Source organism: Leisingera sp. ANG-Vp (assembly GCF_000813725.1).
In the GTDB taxonomy this organism is placed as follows: Bacteria; Pseudomonadota; Alphaproteobacteria; order Rhodobacterales; family Rhodobacteraceae; genus Leisingera.
Genome location: NZ_JWLD01000044.1, coordinates 88540 through 106900, shown reverse-complemented (window position 1 = coordinate 106900; position 18361 = coordinate 88540). Strand labels below are relative to the sequence as shown.

The 18361-nt window shown below is 61.4% G+C and carries 21 protein-coding genes; 16 read left to right on the top strand and 5 right to left on the bottom strand.

Annotated features, from left to right (window positions below; translation table 11 throughout):
- Nucleotides 1–29 precede the first annotated feature (29 nt).
- Together RA20_RS14675 and RA20_RS14670 are read left to right on the top strand one after the other, a co-directional pair.
- Nucleotides 30–884, top strand: a complete 855-nt coding sequence (locus tag RA20_RS14675) for a sulfite exporter TauE/SafE family protein (protein WP_039130183.1) — start codon at nt 30–32, stop codon at nt 882–884.
- 4 nt (nt 885–888) lie between these two features.
- Nucleotides 889–1686, top strand: coding sequence for a hypothetical protein (locus RA20_RS14670; RefSeq protein ID WP_039130181.1), 798 nt, complete (start codon nt 889–891; stop codon nt 1684–1686).
- A gap of 817 nt (nt 1687–2503) precedes the next feature.
- Here the strand turns inward: RA20_RS14670 and RA20_RS14660 are convergent.
- From RA20_RS14660 to ccmI, 3 genes are read right to left on the bottom strand one after another with little or no spacing between them, the layout of a single operon-like run.
- The gene (locus RA20_RS14660; protein ID WP_039130524.1) at nt 2504–2737 is read right to left on the bottom strand and encodes a DUF1289 domain-containing protein; all 234 of its coding nucleotides are present in this window, start codon (nt 2735–2737) and stop codon (nt 2504–2506) included.
- 3 nt (nt 2738–2740) lie between these two features.
- On the bottom strand, nt 2741–3214 hold the full coding sequence (ruvX, locus tag RA20_RS14655; RefSeq protein WP_039130177.1) for a Holliday junction resolvase RuvX: 474 nt from the start codon (nt 3212–3214) through the stop codon (nt 2741–2743).
- A complete protein-coding gene (ccmI, locus tag RA20_RS14650) occupies nt 3211–4449 on the bottom strand; it encodes a c-type cytochrome biogenesis protein CcmI (protein ID WP_039130174.1) in 1239 nt (412 codons plus the stop codon). The genes ruvX and ccmI overlap by 4 nt, the downstream gene beginning before the upstream one ends.
- Nucleotides 4450–4647: 198 nt before the next feature.
- On the opposite strand from ccmI, the gene RA20_RS14645 reads away from it, so the two are divergent.
- The 11 genes from RA20_RS14645 to RA20_RS14600 all read left to right on the top strand — a co-directional run bounded on the left by RA20_RS14645 (nt 4648) and on the right by RA20_RS14600 (nt 13864).
- Nucleotides 4648–5892: a sarcosine oxidase subunit beta family protein gene (locus RA20_RS14645; protein ID WP_039130171.1), complete on the top strand. Its 1245-nt coding sequence runs from the start codon at nt 4648–4650 to the stop codon at nt 5890–5892.
- Nucleotides 5892–6173, top strand: a complete 282-nt coding sequence (locus tag RA20_RS14640; protein ID WP_039130168.1) for a hypothetical protein — start codon at nt 5892–5894, stop codon at nt 6171–6173. The genes RA20_RS14645 and RA20_RS14640 overlap by 1 nt, the downstream gene beginning before the upstream one ends.
- The gene (locus RA20_RS14635) at nt 6167–6508 is read left to right on the top strand and encodes a sarcosine oxidase subunit delta (protein ID WP_039130165.1); all 342 of its coding nucleotides are present in this window, start codon (nt 6167–6169) and stop codon (nt 6506–6508) included. The genes RA20_RS14640 and RA20_RS14635 overlap by 7 nt, the downstream gene beginning before the upstream one ends.
- Nucleotides 6509–6557: 49 nt before the next feature.
- Nucleotides 6558–9590 (top strand): sarcosine oxidase subunit alpha family protein, encoded by a 3033-nt coding sequence (locus RA20_RS14630; RefSeq protein ID WP_039130163.1) that lies wholly within the window; start codon nt 6558–6560, stop codon nt 9588–9590.
- Complete coding sequence (locus RA20_RS14625; protein WP_039130161.1) at nt 9583–10149, top strand: sarcosine oxidase subunit gamma; 567 nt, start codon at nt 9583–9585, stop codon at nt 10147–10149. Before RA20_RS14630 ends, RA20_RS14625 begins: the two co-directional genes overlap by 8 nt.
- 196 nt (nt 10150–10345) lie before the next feature.
- Nucleotides 10346–10684 (top strand): hypothetical protein, encoded by a 339-nt coding sequence (locus RA20_RS14620; protein ID WP_039130158.1) that lies wholly within the window; start codon nt 10346–10348, stop codon nt 10682–10684.
- A 181-nt stretch (nt 10685–10865) separates the two neighbouring features.
- A complete protein-coding gene (locus RA20_RS14615; RefSeq protein ID WP_039130155.1) occupies nt 10866–11288 on the top strand; it encodes a hypothetical protein in 423 nt (140 codons plus the stop codon).
- Between the two features lie 304 nt (nt 11289–11592).
- Nucleotides 11593–12030, top strand: a complete 438-nt coding sequence (locus RA20_RS14610; RefSeq protein WP_039130153.1) for a hypothetical protein — start codon at nt 11593–11595, stop codon at nt 12028–12030.
- A 100-nt stretch (nt 12031–12130) separates the two neighbouring features.
- Nucleotides 12131–12622, top strand: coding sequence for a hypothetical protein (locus RA20_RS14605; protein ID WP_039130150.1), 492 nt, complete (start codon nt 12131–12133; stop codon nt 12620–12622).
- 19 nt (nt 12623–12641) lie between these two features.
- Nucleotides 12642–13085, top strand: coding sequence for a hypothetical protein (locus RA20_RS25420; protein ID WP_152618522.1), 444 nt, complete (start codon nt 12642–12644; stop codon nt 13083–13085).
- Nucleotides 13086–13264: 179 nt separating this feature from the next.
- Nucleotides 13265–13864 carry a superoxide dismutase gene (locus RA20_RS14600; RefSeq protein ID WP_039130148.1) on the top strand — a complete coding sequence of 200 codons (600 nt, stop codon included), beginning with the start codon at nt 13265–13267 and terminating at the stop codon, nt 13862–13864.
- Nucleotides 13865–13918: 54 nt separating this feature from the next.
- Here RA20_RS14600 and RA20_RS14595 read toward each other — a convergent pair whose 3' ends face one another.
- Nucleotides 13919–14947 carry an adenosine deaminase gene (locus tag RA20_RS14595; protein ID WP_039130145.1) on the bottom strand — a complete coding sequence of 343 codons (1029 nt, stop codon included), beginning with the start codon at nt 14945–14947 and terminating at the stop codon, nt 13919–13921.
- A gap of 85 nt (nt 14948–15032) precedes the next feature.
- Between RA20_RS14595 and RA20_RS14590 the strand changes: the two genes are divergently transcribed.
- Nucleotides 15033–15536 carry a MarR family winged helix-turn-helix transcriptional regulator gene (locus RA20_RS14590; protein ID WP_052249012.1) on the top strand — a complete coding sequence of 168 codons (504 nt, stop codon included), beginning with the start codon at nt 15033–15035 and terminating at the stop codon, nt 15534–15536.
- A gap of 82 nt (nt 15537–15618) precedes the next feature.
- The gene (gene rarD / locus RA20_RS14585) at nt 15619–16530 is read left to right on the top strand and encodes an EamA family transporter RarD (protein ID WP_039130142.1); all 912 of its coding nucleotides are present in this window, start codon (nt 15619–15621) and stop codon (nt 16528–16530) included.
- Here the strand turns inward: rarD and RA20_RS14580 are convergent.
- Nucleotides 16467–17018: an LOG family protein gene (locus tag RA20_RS14580; RefSeq protein ID WP_039130140.1), complete on the bottom strand. Its 552-nt coding sequence runs from the start codon at nt 17016–17018 to the stop codon at nt 16467–16469. The two genes, rarD and RA20_RS14580, sit on opposite strands and share 64 nt — an antisense overlap.
- A gap of 124 nt (nt 17019–17142) precedes the next feature.
- Between RA20_RS14580 and RA20_RS14575 the strand changes: the two genes are divergently transcribed.
- Nucleotides 17143–18361: peptidoglycan-binding LysM (locus RA20_RS14575; RefSeq protein ID WP_241482265.1), on the top strand; the 1219-nt coding region annotated here is incomplete at its 3' end.

Genomic DNA, 18361 nt, shown 5'->3' with positions numbered 1-18361 from the left:
CGGCAAAGCCAAGCCACGAGGTGCCCCGCATGACTGATCCCGCTGTGACAGCCGCCCTGTGGCCGGAGCCAGCCCTGCTGATGCAGATGGCCGGGCTGCTGGTTGTGATCGGCGCTTTTGCCGGCGTGCTGGCGGGCCTCCTGGGGGTTGGCGGCGGCATCGTGCTGGTGCCGGCCTTTTTCTATGCTTTCCAGACGCTGGGCTATGGCGGCGATCAGCTGATGCAGATCTGCCTGGCAACCTCGCTGGCGACAATCATCGTGACCTCTGTGCGCTCTGTCATGAGCCACAACAAGAAGGGGGCGGTTGACTGGGAAATCCTGCGCAGCTGGGGCATTGGCATTGCCTTTGGCGCCATCATCGGCGTGCTGGCGGCTTCCTCTTTGCGTTCCACGGTGTTGCAAGGTGTGTTCGGCATCCTGGCGCTGGTTATCGGGTTTTACCTGGGGCTGGGCAGGTCCGAATGGCGGCTTGCCGAAGCCATGCCCAAGGGCGGAAAACGTGCCGCGCTCTCGCCTTCGGTTGGCTTCCTGTCGGTGCTGATGGGCATTGGCGGCGGCAGCTTCGGGGTGCCGCTGATGACCTTGCACGGGGTGGCAGTGCACCGGGCGGTGGCAACTGCTGCGGGCTTTGGCGTGATCATTGCGGTGCCCTCAGTCGCGGGCTTTCTGCTGCTGGATATCGATCCGGCCACTCGGCCGCCGTTCACCATCGGCGCGGTCAACCTGGTGGCGTTTTTCATTGTGATTGCCATGACTCTGATCACTGCGCCTTACGGCGTGAAGCTGGCCCATGCGATGGACCCCAAGCCGCTGAAACGGGTTTTCGGCGCGTTCCTGGTGCTGGTGGCGCTCAATATGCTGCGTAAAGCGCTGGGATACTAAGAAAATGAACAAGCAGTTCGAACGGTTTCAGGACAAAGGCTGGGTTCGCTTTGCCCATGATCCGAAGATCGCGGAATGGGCGGCGGATGCGCTGCAGCATGGGATCCGGTCGCTGGACGATCCGGCCTGCGCCGAGTGGTTCCAATGCGAGCGCACCTGGTTCATCGGCGTCGATGCTTTGCCGAATGATGCAACGGGCCGCTTGCCCGAAGGGCCGCCGCTGGCCGGGGCGCCAGTGGACTTCATCACCCGAAATCTTGGCCCGGTCCCGGAGCTGCACCGGGCGCAGGTGTCCTCGGTCTTCCCCGGCTATCCGCGTCCGCGCCCAGGTGAGGGCGAGGCCGCCTTCCGCTACCGTATCAAACGCGATGCGGCGCATGTGGACGGGGTGAAAATGTACGGCGAGCACCGCCGCCGCAAGGTGGAGGAGCCGCATGCCTGGGTGCTGGGGATCCCTCTGAATGAAAGCAGCCCGGATGCCTCGCCTCTGGTGATCTGGGAGGGCAGCCACCGCATCATGCGCCGCGCCTTTGCCGCCGCATTCGAGGGCGTGCCGCAGTCGGACTGGGCGGATGTGGATGTGACCGATGCCTATACGGCGGCCCGCGCCGAAGTGTTCGAGACCTGCCCGCGGATCATGGTGCACGCCAAGCCCGGCGAGTCCTATCTGATGCATCGCCTCTGCCTGCACGGGGTTGCGCCCTGGGGTGAGGGCGCATCAGCACCGGAAGAAGGGCGTATGATCGCCTATTTCCGACCGGAGCTGGCGGAATGGACCAAAGGCTGGCTGGCGGAGGGATAGGCTGAAACAGAGCCGGGCCAGGCCCGTCCTCGGGTGGGCGTTTCAGCTGGGTATGTTTGGCAGTTTGTTTTTCCTGCCACTGTGACATTGAACCACTGAGCGGTGCTTGCAAAAGAGCCCGCCCATTTTGTCGTAGGCAAACCTTCGGTTTGGCGGGGCGGGCGGGCTCTGCCTGGCGGCGCTACGCGCCTTGTTCCGGGCTAAGGTACGTCTAACGGCCGGTCCATTTTAGTGTTGTTAATAGGGGCCGGGGCAAGCAAGTAAACGTTAGTTGCCCTGGAGCCGGAGCTTAAATGGGTGTTCAGTCGCGCTTTTTCGAGTTGAAAACAAAAATCCGTGCGAAATCCATAGCCCCGAAAAACACCAGAACCGAGAGAATAGAAACATCTTTCCCGGATAGTCCCACGTCCTTTTCCCACATGAGCCATGTTAGAAAGACCAAAAGCACGCAGGAAATCCAGAAGTAAATTGGTCTGTCTTTGAACTTCTTTCTCATTCGTACTCTCGAAATCTCTTCGGATAAATAACTGTGCTCATTACTAATCCGGCAAACCGCCCGGAACAAGCAGCAGGCGCCTTGCAAACGGCTGTCCGTACCGGAGGGCTGGCGCTTTGGTAAGGGTCGTGCAGCCCGGCGGCCTGGGATGTGGTTTGCAGGGAAAAACTGCCACTTCCCCCGGTCGAGGCGCTAGCCCGCGGGCAGGTGCTTGCCCTCTGCGGATAGGTCTGTACTTCCGCCCCAATGTTTCGCGCGCGAAACAAAAGGTCAGCGCCTATTCCGCATGATTTACAGAGCCTTACCCAGCCGTGCGCCGCGTTAGCTGCGCTTTAATCTTGCGCCGCGGCCGCCGCGGCGCTTGACCAGTTTGCTGGCGCGGGCAGGGAGGTCGTTCATGATGCCGGCGCGCTCGTCATTGGTCATCTTGGACCAGTCGCGGATCTCGTCGATGGAGCGGTAGCAGCCGGTGCAGATGCGCGCCTCGGGGTGGACGACGCAGATCTTGATGCAGGGGGACTGGATCTCGTCCCGTTTCCAAACGTCGTCAGTCATCATTCACCCGTTCTTCAAATGCCGCATCCGGTCCAGTGCGCCTTGGAGAATATAGGAAGCCGCAACGTGGTCGATAACCTCTGCGCGGCGTTTGCGTGTCGTATCTGCTTCAAGAAGCGCTTTTTCTGCCGCCACGGTGCTGAGGCGCTCGTCCCAGAAACCGATCGGCAGATCGGTGAGCCGGGCGAGGTTGCGGGCAAAGGCGCGGGTGGATTGGCAGCGGGGGCCTTCAGACCCGTCCATATTGCGGGGCAGGCCCAGCAGGATGCCGCTGATGTCGCGTTCCTTTTGGATCTCCAGAAGCCGTGCGGCATCCAGGGTGAATTTCTTACGCCTCACGGTTTCCAAGGGTGTCGCCACGGCACCGATGCGGTCGGAGACGGCAACGCCGATAGTCTTGGTGCCCAGGTCCAGCCCCATCAGCGCGTTCATCGGCGGCAGGGCAGCGGCGAAGTCTTCGAAAGCGTCGTGGATCATTCTGCAAGTCCTGCCTGGGCGGCGATGGTGTCGATCAGGGCGAGCGACTCTGCGTCGGCAGAGAAGACATTGCGCGCCTCGTCATAGATGGTGCGGGCCCGGTCGGTGTCGCCCAGAACCGAAAGGGCGCCGATCAGGCGGGCCCATTCTTCGGCGCTGCCGCCCTCGGATGCCAGACGGTCCGACAGGCGGGTGACCATGCCGCGGATCATCTCCTGCTGTTCCTCGGGCGAGAGCTCAGCTGCGCCTTCCATTTCCTCAGCGCTGGGGCCGGGCAGGGCGGGAGCGGTGCCGCCGCCGGGGGTGATCGGGTTGTGCTGGACGCCGGCGCGGAAGGCCATTTCCTCGATCTGGCCCTGGATGCCTTGGATCCACGGCGCCTCCGCCGGGCCTGCGCGCAGGGCTGCGGCCCATTCACGGTAGGCGAGATCCGGGCGGCCGATCTGGCCCAGCATCAGGCCCCAGTAGTACCGCGCGGGGCCGTGCGCGGGGTCAATTGCGAGGGCCTTTTGCAGGTCGGTCTGGGCTTCCGGGGAGACGTAGCCGCCGGTCGCCATGATCCGAAGCTCGGCCAGTTCGGTGAAATCGCGGGCGTTGACCTGGCCTTCTGCCAGGCGGATGTAGTTTTCCTTGGCTTGATAGGCAGCCTGGAAATTGCCGAGGTTGGCCTCGTGCTGGGCCAGCAGGGCCTGGCCCTGGGGATCATCTTCCCGTTCACCCGCGGTTTTGCGCAGTTGTTCGACCAGCTGGAGGTAGCCTTCTTCCACCTGCGGTTTGGGCAGCGCCGGCACTTCGGCTTCTGCCTCGGATTGCGAGGGGCGGTTTTCGGCGCGCTCGCCGGCCAGACGGATTCGGTCCTCAAGACCAAAGTCGCCGTAGCCCGGTGCGCCAAGCTGCCAGTAAAGGCCAAGAGTGCCGCCGATCACCAGCAGCGCTGTCACGCCGGCAAAGACCAAAGACACGCTTTGCGGCTGGGCCGGGCCTGTCTTGCGCTTTTGCAGCTGGGCGTCGGCGGCCAGGATGCGGCGGGAAATCTCGGTGCGGATGCGCTCGGCGTCGGCCTCGACAATGACGCCGCGGGCCAGGTCCTTGTCCACTTCGCGCAGCTGCTGGCGGTAGACGCGCAGGTCGTAGGCCGCCGCGGGTTCGCCTTGCTCGCGGGCGCGGATGATGATCATTGCCAGCAGCAGGGCAGCTGAAAACGCGATGAATGCGGTGACTATCCAGAAAACCATAGTGTCTCCGTAGTTTGGATTTCATCTATATGCGGGGCGGGCTGAACAAAAGGGCCAAACTGCCGCGCCGGCGCGCGGCATGCCGCAATGCGTCATTAAGATATGTCGCAATAACGCAGAAAGGGGACGATAAACGGCACGGGTCAGTCATGCGTTTAGGGCATACCCGCTACCAGACACGAACCATCGGATTCGCTCATGAAACGCTATTCAGTCTTTGCTGTTGCGCGGGAAGCCCTGCGCTATCACACCGGATGGGAGCGCGCCTGGCGCTCGCCGGAACCCAAACGCCACTACGATGTCGTCATCGTGGGTGCGGGCGGGCATGGCCTCGCCACTGCCTACTACCTGGGTAAAAACTTCGGCATCACCAATGTCGCAATTATCGAGAAAGGCTGGCTTGGCGGCGGCAACACCGGCCGGAACACCACCATCATCCGCTCGAACTACCTGCAGGATCCTTCGGCTGCGATCTATGAAAAGGCGCGCAGCCTCTATGAGACCATGTCGCAGGACCTGAACTACAACGTGATGTTCAGCCCGCGCGGCGTGATCATGCTGGCCCAGACCGAGCATGAGATCCGCGGCTACAAGCGCACCGCGCATGCCAACCAGCAGCAAGGTGTGCAGACCGAGTGGATTACCCCGGAGCGCGTCAAGGAGCTGGTGCCGATCATCAACCTGCACGGCCCCCGTTACCCCGTGCTGGGCGGCTTGTGGCAGGAACGCGGCGGCACCGCTCGCCATGATGCTGTGGCCTGGGGCTATGCGCGTGCGTGCTCCGACATGGGCATGGACATCATCCAGAAGTGCGAAGTCACCGGTGTGCGCACCGAGAACGGCCGCACCGTGGGTGTCGACACCACCAAAGGCCCGATCGACTGCGACAAGATCGGCATGATCGTTGCCGGCAACGCGTCTGTTCTGTCGGAAATGGCGGGCTTCCGTCTGCCGATGGAATCCGTGGCCCTGCAGGCGATGGTCTCCGAGCCGATCAAACCCTGCATGGACGTGGTTGTGATGGCCAACACCGTGCACGGCTACATGTCCCAGTCCGATAAGGGCGAGATGGTCATCGGCGGCGGCACCGACGGCTTCAACAACTACACCCAGCGCGGCAGCTTCCACCATATCGAGGAAACCGTGCGCGCCCTGGTCGAAACCTTCCCGATGGTCAGCCGCCTGAAGATGCTGCGCCAGTGGGGCGGCATCGTGGATGTGACCGGCGACCGCTCGCCGATCATCTCCAAGACCCCGGTTCAGAACTGCTTCATCAACTGCGGCTGGGGCACCGGCGGCTTTAAGTCGATCCCGGGTTCGGGCTGGGCGATGGCAGAGCTGATGGCCACCGGCCACTCGCCGCTGACCGAGGAGTTCTCGATCAACCGCTTCAAAGAAGGCAAGTTCATCGACGAGAGCGTCGCCGCAGGGGTTGCTCACTGATGAGTGGTGCCGAAGCTGGCCGTTTTCAGGCTATGCACATTGAATTGCTCCAGGACGGCAGAACGCGTTTTTCGCAGATTGCCGTCCCGCTCAGCAAGGGATGGGATGCAGGGCGCAAGGCCAGCTTTGAAACGAACACACTGGGATTTGAGTACATCCCGGAAAATGACGAGGTGGCGGTCTATGCCACTTTCAATGATGGCTCCGACGAGGTCCGCATGTCCCGTGCTGACTTTCTGGAGGAGCTCAGTAAACACACTGGCGGAGATGCAAAATGCTGATCCTTGAATGTCCCTACTGCGGCGTCAAAGCCGAAGAAACCGAACTGGCCGCGGGCGGCGAAGCGCATCTGAAGCGCTTTGGCCCCGGCTCCTCGGATGATGAGTTCCATGACTACCTGTTCATGCGCGAAAACCCCAAAGGCGTTCACTTTGAACGCTGGCGCCATGCCAATGGCTGCGGCAAGTGGTTCCATGCCGCGCGCTGCACCATGACGCTGGAGGTCTTTGGCACCTACACGGCCCAGACCTCGGTGCCGACGCAGGAGATCCAGGACAAGATCGCTGCCAAACGCCCGGGCTGGACCTGGCGTGAATTTGCGGACGGGAAGAAATGATCCTCCGCCTGACTGAAACACCCGCTTTTCTTTTGAAAGGTCTGAGCACATGAGCACGCGTCTCGCCAATCAGGGCCGGCTGATCGACCGCTCCAAACAGATCGACTTCACCTTCAACGGCAAGTCCATGAAGGGCTATGCCGGCGATACCCTGGCATCCGCACTGCTGGCCAACGGCCAGGTGATGATGGGCCGGTCGTTCAAATACCACCGTCCGCGCGGCGTTGTGGCGTCGGGGTCGGAAGAGCCCAATGCGCTGATGCAGCTGGGCGTGGGCGACCGTTACGAGCCGAACCAGCGCGCCACCACCACCGAGCTGTTCTCGGGGCTGACTGCGCAGTCGCAGAACCACTGGCCGAGCCTGGAGTTCGACGTCCTGTCGGTGAACAACAAGCTGTCGCGCTTCCTGACGGCCGGTTTCTACTACAAGATGTTCATCCATCCGCGTCCGCTGTGGAAGCACGTCTACGAGCCGATCATCCGGAAGTCCGCCGGTCTGGGCGCAGCCCCCGACAAGGAACTGAAGGACGCCGACACCTACGAGCACTTCTACTTCTTTGCAGATGTGCTGGTCATCGGCGGCGGTGTTGCCGGCCTGCAGGCGGCCAAGGCGGCTGCGGCAACCGGCGCCAAGGTTCTGGTGCTGGAGCAGAACAGCCACTGGGGCGGCCGTGCGCCGGTCGACGGCGGCACCATTGACGGTGAAGCGCCGGATGCCTGGATCGAAAAGACTCTGGAAGAACTGCGCGGCATGGACAATGTCACCCTGCGCGACCGCTGCATGGGCTCCGGCGTCTATGACCACGGCTATGCCCTGGGCTATGAGCGCCTGACCGACCACGTGCCGGGCCAGGGCGGCCCGCGCCACCGTCTGTGGCGGATCCGCGCGACCCGCATCGTCACCGCAACCGGTGCGATCGAGCGTCCGCTGTCCTTTGCAGGCAACGATGTTCCCGGCGTCATGCTGGCAGCCTCGATGCGCGACTATGTGGTCAACTGGGGCATCAACCCGGGCCAGAAAGTCGTGGTTGCCACCAACAACGACGACGCCTACCGCACCGCGCTGGTGCTGCATGACGCAGGCGTCGAAGTGGTCCGCGTGGTCGACACCCGCGAAACCGGCGGCGGCGCGCTGATGGAAGCGGTCCGCGAAAAGGGCATCCGCGTTGAGTTGGGCCGTGCCATCGCCAAGGTTAAGGACGGCAAATGCGTGACCGAGGTCTCCATTTGCGCCCAGAACGGCGAAGGCGGCGCGCGTGAAACCGTGCAAGCCGACGCAGTTGCCATGTCCGGCGGCTGGTCGCCGGTGGTGCACCTGTGGTCCCACTGCGGCGGCAAGCTGATCTGGGACGAGAAGAACGCCAACTTCCGCCCCGATGCTTCCCGTCCGCCGCTGGGCCATGACGGAACCGGCTTTGTGGTTCCCGCCGGTGCCGCAAACGGCGAATTCGGCCTGGGCGCGCTGCTGGAAGACGCAGCGGCAGCTGGTTCCAAGGCAGCTGAAGAGGCTGGCTTCCCGGCGAAAACCGTGGCGGCTGCCAAAGGCGAGTCCGAGGCGGAAGTGCAGATGGAAGCGGTCTGGCTGATGCCGGCTAAGGCGGACATCAAGCTGCGCATGAAGTCCTGGCTGGACTATCAGAACGACGTGAAAGTGTCGGACGTGCAGCTGGCGGCCCGCGAAGGCTATGAAAGCGTCGAACACACCAAGCGTTACACCACGCTGGGCATGGCGACCGACCAGGGCAAGCTGTCCAACATCAACGGCCTGGCCATTCTGGCCGACAGCCTGAACTCGGAAATCCCGCAGGTGGGCACCACCACCTTCCGCCCGCCTTACCACCCGATCTCGCTGGGCGCGATCGCCGGTGAGGCACGGGCCGAGATCTTCCAGCCGGTGCGCAAGACACCGATCGCCGACTGGATGGACCGGAACGGCGCGGATTGGGAACCGGTTGGCCAGTGGCGCCGTCCGTTTGCCATTACCCGCCCGGGCGAGGACCGTCATGCCGCGGTGAACCGCGAGGTGAAAAACACCCGCGAGAACCTCGGCCTGCTGGATGCCTCGACCCTCGGCAAGCTGGTGGTCAAGGGCCCCGACGCAGGCAAGTTCCTGGACATGATGTACACCAACATGATGTCGACGCTGAAAATCGGCAAATGCCGCTATGGCCTGATGTGCACCGAGAACGGCTTCCTGATGGACGACGGTGTGGTTGCCCGCATCGACGAGGACACCTGGCTGTGCCACACCACCACCGGCGGTGCCGAGCGCATCCACGGCTGGATGGAAGAATGGCTGCAGACCGAATGGTGGGACTGGAAAGTCTATGTTGCCAACGTGACCGAGCAGTACGCGCAGGTTGCTGTGGTCGGCCCCAACGCCCGCAAGGTGCTGGAAAAGCTGAACGCGGCTGCAGGCGGCGGCATGGATGTCTCGAAAGAGGCGCTGCCCTTCATGGAATGGCGTGACGGCAAGATCGGCGGGTTTGACGCCCGTGCTTACCGGATCTCCTTCTCGGGCGAGCTGTCTTATGAGATCGCGGTTGCGGCCTCAGAAGGCCAGGCGTTCTGGGATGCGCTGTATGAGGCAGGCAAGGAATTCGGCGTCATGCCTTACGGCACCGAGACCCTGCACATCCTGCGGGCCGAGAAGGGCTTCATCATGATCGGCGACGAGACCGATGGCACCGTGATCCCGCAGGATCTGGGTCTGCATTGGGCGCTTTCGAAGAAGAAGGAAGACTATTTGGGCAAACGCGCGCAAGCCCGTTCCCACATGGTTGATCCGGAGCGCTGGCAGCTGGTTGGCCTGGAAACCGTCGACGGTTCCGTGCTGCCCGACGGCGCCTATGCGGTGGGTGAAGGCGTCAACGCCAACGGCCAGCGCAATATGATCGGCCGGGTCACCTCGACCTACTTCTCCGCCACCCTGAACAAGGGCATCGCCATGGGCCTGGTCAAGCACGGTCCCAAGCGGATGGGCGAAGTGATCGAATTCCCGGGCACCGACGGCAAGACCTACAAAGCCAAGATCGTTGACCCGGTCTTCTACGACAAGGAAGGGGAAAAGCAGAATGTCTAAGGCTGTTTCCGTACTGAATGGCGCCCAGTATACCGGGATCGCCAAAGTCGAGGACGCGGGCCTGCAGGGCATGATCACCCTGCGCGGCGATCTGGGTTCCAAAGCGCTGAAGGCGGCTGTCAAAGCCGCCACCGGCGCCGAGGTTCCGGCTCAGGGCTCTGTCAATGTTGCCAAAAACGGCGCTGTCGCCTGGATGTCCACTGACGAGCTGCTGCTTCTGGTGCCTTACGAGGACGCGGTTGCCAAAACCGCTGAAGTGGCTGAGGCACTGAAGGGCGAGCACGCGCTGGCGGTGAACGTTTCCGACGCCCGTGCCTTCTTCCGCCTGTCCGGTGAAGGCGCGCGCGAAGTGCTGGGCAAAGTGAGCCCGGTGGACTTTGACGCCGCAGCCTTTGTGCCCGGCCAGTTCCGCCGCTCGCGCCTGGCTCAGGTGGCCGGCGCCTTCTGGCTGAACGAGGACGGAAGCTTCTACATCGTGTGCTTCCGTTCGGTTGGCGAGTATGTGTTCAAGCTGCTGAGCACCGCCGCCCACCCGCAGTCGAAAGTCGGTGTTTACTAAACCCTGACTTGAAGTTAGCTGTTTGAACGCCCCTTGCTGCGCAGGGGGCGTTTTTTTTGTGAATTGAACCTGGGCTGCCTGCCAGGCGGGCAGAATAGAGAATATCATGACAAGAACATTTGCAGCATAGCTGAGCGCAGCATCTCTTGCGATTGGAGCGCAGGCCGCGCAGGCAAAAGAAACATTCGTTTGCGACGTGACAACATATGCGCCGCTGCTTGAGCAGTGGATCCCTGAGACCATTACGGTTGAGTTCGGGGACAGCCGGGCCACGGCGAAGGTTCACGACCGGTTGATCGGCAAACGCTACGGCGGGCAAATAAACGTAACTGTGAAACCTCGCTCTGCTGCAACAGTGAAGCTTTTCTGGACACTGGAAGACGTCCCGCGCTGGAAGAACACCCATCGTGGCAATGTGTTTTACGAGGCAATGTTTAACTTCAAGAAGAACAAGCTGTTCATGGATGTGCTGTTCCCGGGAATGCACGGGCCTGAACCGCGCGGTATCGGCAAGTGCAAACTGACGGACACCTGATGCAGCTCAGTAATTGGTCAAAAAATCAGAACCGGATGAAGTACAAGCTTGAATTGAACCGGGCCAGGTGAAATTCTCTGATTTCGAATAAAGCAGCCGTGGGCTGCCATTAATCAATAGCGAGCTGGCTTTCTCCAGCTGGAAGCGCAGAATTTTTTTGCGGAATGAGGTGAGCTAAAGAATGCGGAAGATACTAAAAACTCTGGCTTCAGTTGCGGCTTTTGCGATTGGAGCCTCTGCCGCGCAAGCAAAAGAAACATTCATCTGCGATATGACGCCTTACACGACAATCGGCTGGATATCCCCCAAAGTTGCCGTGATCATGGGCGACGGCCGTGAGGGCGCGCATGTGTATGACGGCATCATTCATGAGGTCTATGGCGAACCCATCGCTGCGTCTGTCAGCCAGCGCAACGCGCGGATCTTCGAACTGACCTGGACGGTGAACAATGTTCCTTTGTCCAATGGCGTCCATACGATCGACGGCCATTTCAGAGCGCTGTTCAACGTAAAGAAAAAGAAGCTGCACATGAGTGTCTTGTACAACGGCATGGATGTGGCACAGCCGCGCGGAATCGGGGAATGCAGTCTTAGCGAAGGCTAAGGGCTGTCGTCTGCCGGACCGGACTTTAACCGCCCCGGTCCGGTCGTCCCAAGGGGCAGGCAACTGCTTTGCTTCGGCGCTGCGAGCCCGGAATATGACACGGGTGTTTAATAAAATTGTCACTCGCTTTTTGCTTGTGACGCCATGGCGCGTCATTTACGGTGGCTGAAAGACATCCGGAGCGCCGCAATTTCCGCTGGAACAGACTCTGGAAAACGACCTTTGCAGTGATTGCAACAGATTGATTTTTAGCCGTTTCCCGGTTCGGGGCGCGGCCGTGTGAGAGGGTTTTGGGGGGCATCTGATGAGTGTGCCGAACTGCGGGGCGCTGGCATTGGTTTTAACGCTTGCCGGCACGGGCGCGCTGGCAGGAACCAGCTATAGCTGCGACCTGAAACCGCTCTCCGGGGCGTCTTGGATCCCGGCCCGGATCACCGTTCATTTCTCTGAGGATTTTTCGACGGCTGATGTAGAAGATGCAGCCTTTGGCGTGTCTGCTCCCGCCAGGGTGGTGAAACGCAGCGCCACATCTTATGGGCTTAGCTGGTCGCTGCCCGGGCTGGCGGTTTCCCCCGGCGAAAGCCGGGCTGAGCCGCGGTTCCGGGCGGTGCTGAACACGGCCAACCGGAAAATGAGCATTCAGTCGGTGCTGACCGCTGCGGATGCCCAGCTGCCGCGCGGTTCAGGAAGCTGCCGAATGCAGCGTACCATGTCGCAGCTGGCGCGGATCGACGCAGGCTGATAGGGATGGGGCGGCCAGAACGGCTAGAGGGCAATTAGCTCTTGCACTGGGCGACTGCTTATTACATCAAAACGTTGATATAGAACGACGGAAATAACTCATGAAGCGTATTTTTCTGGCGGCATCCCTGGTGCTGTCCTCCGTGACCGCAGCATTTGCCGGCGACGGCACAACTACATTTGATTGCGATATCAAAGTGTTTACAAACAATGGCTGGATTGCGCCCCGGATCATAGTTTCGCTCGACAGCCAGGAACAGGTTGTCGAAGTATACGATGGCATCATTCACACGGTGTATGGTGAGCCGATTGCCGGGAAAGTAACGCCGCGCAGCGAAAAGGCAGTTGATTTGGCCTGGTATGTCGACGGCATCCCTGTCGGCAATGTGAACACGACTGCAAAAGCGCAGTATTACGGGGTTCTGAACAAGCAGACCCAGACACTGTCAGTCCGCGCGCATCTAGCAGAGTTCCGCAACGCTCCGCGCGGGCGCGGCAAATGCAAGGTGACACAAGGGATAACCACAGGGGCGAGCGCCGACGTTTCGCAGACGCGAGTCGCAAATAGAGCGTTATCGTCAAAACAGATATGAAAAAGAAAGACGCATATTGTTGAAACTTGTTTTCCCGATCTTAGGGGTGTCTTTGCTACTGACGGCTGGGTTGGCAGAAAAAAGCCGGGCTGCAGAGCTTGGTGAGGTTTTCAACTGCAAGATTGACACTTACGGATACGGCAACTGGGTGCCCCGCAAGACTTCCCTGACGTTTCTAGACAGTTTTGAAAACGTCGAGGTCTCTGATCCCTATATCTGGGAAAGCGAAGGCGGCCCGGTGGTGGTCCCGGTGAAGCAGCGAAGAAATGGAATGCTGAGGTTTAGATGGCGGCTGAACCTGCCGACCTCTAGTGGACGAAGGACTGCAGCTTCCTACCGGGCAGATTTTGATCCGGAATCGGGCAAAGGCCGAATTCATGCGGCCGTGGCCGTGTTTTCGGATACCCGGCAAGGCGGCCACATCATCTGTGGTCAGTCAGTATCCGGAAAGCGGAAACGGTAATCATCGGATCTGACCCAAGGCAGAAAAAGCGGCTGGCTCTCTGCCGAACCGGACTTTCCGGAATGGTTGAAATATGCACATAGACCTTGTGCGGATTTGCTGTCTTGGCCCTTGACCTGATAGCGCACACACAGCATGTATCTGCGCAGGAACGCAAACTTATTTCACAGGGGGCCCAAATGGCTTTTGAACTTCCCGATCTTCCTTATGCACATGACGCTCTGGCTGCCAAAGGCATGTCGGCCGAGACCCTGGAATACCACCACGACCTGCACCACAAGGCCTATGTCGACAACGGCAACAAGCTGATCGCCGGCACCGAGTGGGAAGGCAAATCGCTGGAAGAGATCATCACCGGCACATACGACGCCAGCGCGGTTGCCCAGAACGGCATCTTCAACAACATCTCCCAGCTGTGGAACCACAACCAGTTCTGGGAAATGATGGGCCCGGGCGAGAGCGCGATGCCGGGTGAGCTGGAGAAGGCCCTGGTGGAATCCTTCGGCTCGGTTGACGAATTCAAGTCGCAGTTCTCCGCTGCAGGCGCGGGCCAGTTCGGCTCCGGCTGGGCTTGGCTGGTCAAGAACGCAGACGGCTCGCTGGCCGTGACCAAGACCGAAAACGGCGTGAACCCGCTGTGCTTTGGCCAGACCGCACTGCTGGGCTGCGACGTGTGGGAGCACTCCTACTACATCGATTTCCGCAACAAGCGCCCGGCTTACCTGACCAACTTCCTGGACAACCTGGTGAACTGGGAGAACGTCGCTTCGCGGATGTAATCCTGGGATCATGGAATTTGAAACGCCCGGCCGTTTGGCCGGGCGTTTTGCATTTCAGAGGCGGTTTTTCAAAGTCCCGCATTGGGCGTCGATCTTGTCGAGCTGGGCCTGTTTCTCGGCGTCTGTCAGGAAAGAGCCGGCAAAGGAATTTCTGGCCAGCGTCACGATCTCCTGTTCGCTCAGGTCCAGATGCTGGTGCACGGCGCGGTAGTTGTCATTCAGGTAGCCGCCGAAATAGGAAGGGTCATCCGAGTTCACGGTGACCAGAAGGCCCGCGTCCAAGGCCTTTTTTACCGGACTGGCAGACAGGGAGGGGATGCCCTTCAGCCGCCAGTTGGAGATCGGGCACATGGTGAGCGGGGTCTGCTGCTCTGCCAGGCGGCGGGTTACGGCAGGGTCGTCCAGTGCATGGTTGCCGTGGTCGACCCGGTCGATTTTCAGGATATCCAGTGCTTCGCGGACGTTTTCGGCAGTGCCTTCCTCTCCAACATGGGCAACCGGGGTGAAGCCTTCGTTGCGGGCAGCCTCGAACACGCGGGCGAACTTGGCGGGCGGATGGCCCTGTTCGGTGCTGTCGAGCCCGACACCAAAGATATGGTCCTTGTGCTTGCAGGCGCAGGAAAGGGCGTCAAAGGCCTCGTCCTCGGGCAGATGGCGCAGGAAGCACATGATCAGCTTGGAAGTGATGCCCATCTCCTTGCGGGCATCCTCCAGCGCGGAAGTGATGCCGCCGAGTACGGTTTCAAAGGCGACGCCGCGGCCGGTATGCGCCTGTGGGTCAAAGAACATCTCGACATGTGTCAGGCCGTCGGCCTGGACCCGCAGAAGGTAGGCCCAGGTGAGGTCGTAGAAGTCCTGCTCGGTCAGCAGCACCGACATGCCCTGGTAGTAGAGGTCAAGAAAGTCCTGCAGGCAGTTGAAATCATATGCTTTGCGAATTTCTTCGACATCTTTGTAAGGCAGCTCAACCTTGTTACGCCTGGCAAGCGCCAGCATCATTTCAGGTTCCAGGGTGCCTTCGATGTGCAGATGCAGTTCGGCTTTGGGCAGGGTGTCGATCAGGGCATTGGCGAGGGCGGTCATGGCAGCTCCTTTTATCTTTCTGGAAAGATATAAAGCGGAATTGCCTTTCTGGAAAGGTAAATCTACGGTGACGGCAGGAGGGCCTATGACTGACGCATATCCTGTACAAGACCTGCTGGACCGGATCGGGGCGCATTGGCCGGAGGCGGCCTGTGCGCAATCCCGGATGGCAATTGCGCTGATCCGGATTGGAGAGCTGATCCGGGCCCGCACTGACCAGGTGCTGGCGGAATTCAACCTGACCCCCGCCGCCTTTGAGGTTTTGGTGACGCTGAGAGCCTACGAACCGCCGCGGCAAATGACGCCGACAGAGCTGTACCGGTCGGCGCTGCTGACTTCGGGCGGAATGACCAAGGTGCTGATTGAATTGGAGCGGCGCGGCGCGGTGGAGCGGGTGCCGAACCCGCAGGACGGGCGCAGCCGGATTGTCCGGATGACCGGGGCCGGGCAGGTGCTGGCCGAGCAGGTAATGGACAAGGTGGGCGAGGTGGACAAGAGCCACTTCCAGGCGCTGGCCGCCGGGGATCTGGATGCGGTGCACAATCAGGTCTTACGCCTGGCGGCGGTGGTTGAGCGGGCCAGGGATTAACGCGCCTTTCCAATGGGGCAGGCACGATTGAGGCTTGCAACCGGCCCGCGCGGCGCTCATGCGTTGGCGGGGAGGGCAGTCCATGAATGAGTCGGCCAAAGGCATCCTGGCAATGATTGCAGCCTGCGTGGTCTGGGGGCTGTCCGGGATCTATTACAAGGCGCTGTCGCATGTGCCGCCCGAACAGGTGCTGTCGCACCGTGTGCTGTGGTCCTTCCTGTTTTTTGCAGGAGTTTTGCTGGCCCAGGGGCGGATTGATGCCTTGATTGCTGCCCTGAGCAGCTGGCGCCATGCCTTGCTTCTGATCTGTGCGACCGCGATGATCTCTCTCAACTGGTTTGTATTCATCTCGTCAGTACAGACGGGGCATGCAACTGAGGCGAGCCTCGGCTACTACATCTTTCCGCTGCTCAGCGTGCTTCTGGGGCGGCTGGTCTTTGGCGAGTTGCTGACCCGCGCGCAGGGCGCGGCCATTGGGCTGGCCGCATTGGCGGTTGCGGTTCTGGCCTTTGGGCTGGGAGTTGCGCCCTGGATTGCGCTGGTCCTTGGCGTGAGCTTTGCCCTTTATGGCGTCGCCAAGAAAAAACTGCCGCTGGGGCCGGTGGTCTCGGTGACGGCAGAGGTGCTGCTGATCCTACCTGTGGCCCTGGCGGTGATCTGGACGACCGGCGGGGCCGGGTTCATGGGGGGTCCGCAGGATGCCGCCATGCTGGCGTTTTCCGGTATCCTGACCGGCCTGCCGCTGATCCTGTTCAGCTATGCAGCCAAGAGGGTGCGGCTGGGCACGGTGGGGGTGCTGCAGTATTTGAACCCGACACTGCAGTTCATGGTTGCTGTGCTGGTCTTCGCCGAACCCTTTACCCAGTGGCATGGCATCGCATTTGCCCTTATCTGGAGCGCGGTGGCGGTGTTTTCGGTCTCGGCGCTGCGTCAGGAGCGGGCGTCGCGCAGAGCGGCGATTGCGGCCACCGGCGTGTCGGCCCAGATCAGGTGATCCGCGGTCTCCTGGCCGGCAAAGCCTTCGCTGACCACTTGTGACAGCAGATCGCGCAGCTTGTCCCAGTAGCCTGCGGTGTTCAGGATCACGATCGGCTTGCCATGCAGACCCAGCTGGCGCCAGGTGAGGGCCTCGAACAGCTCGTCCAGCGAGCCTGCGCCGCCGGGCAGAACCACCACCGCATCAGCGTTCCACAGCATCACCTTCTTGCGCTCGTGCATGGTCTCGGTGACCACATAAGATGTAAGGTCGGATTTGCCGACCTCGCGCCGCTCCAGGTGGCTGGGGATCACGCCGAAGGTCTCGGCCCCGGCTGATTGCGCCGCGCGGGCAACCTCGCCCATCAGACCGACATCCCCGGCGCCATAGACCAGCCGCATGCCGTTTTCGGCGAGAAGGGCGCCGAACGCGCGCGCATCTTCGGCATAAGCGGGCTGCGCGCCGGCGCGGGATCCGCAATAGACACAGACGGATTTGATGCTCATCGGCCAGCCTTTCCGTGGAATTTCAAGGTGAAACGCAATTGGTGTTTTGACCCGTGATAGCGGGATTGCTAGGTTTGCTCAACTAAGCGGAAGGCCACATTCCGCAACTCTTGAAGGGATCGCAATGGCGGATGCATCTGGAAGCGGGGGTCTGGGGGCCCTCACACTTGGCGGTATTGCCGGAACAGCCGTGGTGCTGGGCGGCGTAGTGCTGTTTCAGCTGGGGATATTGGGCTCGGGGGAGCCGGAGCCCGGCGCGGCGGATGGCAGCCAGGGCGGCAGCCAAACTGCCGCAAATGACGGCGGGTTTACCGGTGACGGCGACGAGTCCGGGCAGCCGTTGCAAAACAACGGCTTGAGCCAGTCCGGAGAAGCAGATGCGGACATTGCCGCGGCTGCGGAGGCGCCGGAACAGCCGGAGGCGGCTGAAACTGCAAGCACGGAAGCCCAGCCGGAAGAAACCGGAGCGGCAGAAGTTGACCCGGAGGCGGAAGAACCTGCTGGGACGGACTCTGCCGCCGTGGCTGAAGAACAGACTTTAACCGGCGGAAATGAAACGGAAACAGCTCAGGATGAGGCTGCCTCAGTGGAAGCCGGGGAGCAGATTGCCCTGGCCGAAACTGCCGGAGAGACCGAAGCGGTTGCAGAGCCCGCGCTGCAGGAGCCTGAAGCCAAAGAGGACATTTTTGTTCTTGAGGCGCCGGAACTGGATCTGGTGCGGGTCGACAGCGAAGGAGCGGCGGTGATCGCTGGCCGCGCCCAGGAAGGCGTGCGGATCTCGGTGCTTCTTGACGGTGAAGTTCTGGAACAGGTTGAGGTGCCCGCCGGGGGAGAGTTTGTCTCACTGACCAATATCCCGGCAAGTGCCGAGGCCCGGGTGGTCTCGCTGCTGGCTGAACACGACGGGCAGAAAAGCACGTCAGGCGCGTCGTTTATTCTGGCGCCGGTGAGCCCGGTTGCGGCCGTGCCCGAGGAACAGCCTGCCGAAACGGCTGCGGCTGAAACAGCCGAACCGGATGCGCCAGCTGCAGCCGGAGCGGTTCAGGAAGACGTTGCTGCCGGGGCAGAACAGCCTGCTGCAGGCGAAGAACTTGCTGCCGTTTCGGAGCCTGCGGACAGCCCGGCGGCGGACCAGTCTGAAAGCACGCCCGCTGCCGTGGAGGAGAGCGCGGCCTCCGTTGAGACGGAAGCAGCAGAAGCCGTTGCCCCGTCACAGGATGCTGCGGACGCCGCCGGGGCCGAACCGGCTGCACAAGACCCGGCATTGGCTGGCGAACCTGCTGCACCGCAGCCGCAGGGGCAGGCTGTAGCTGTGCTGCGCGCGGATGCCGATGGCATCGAGG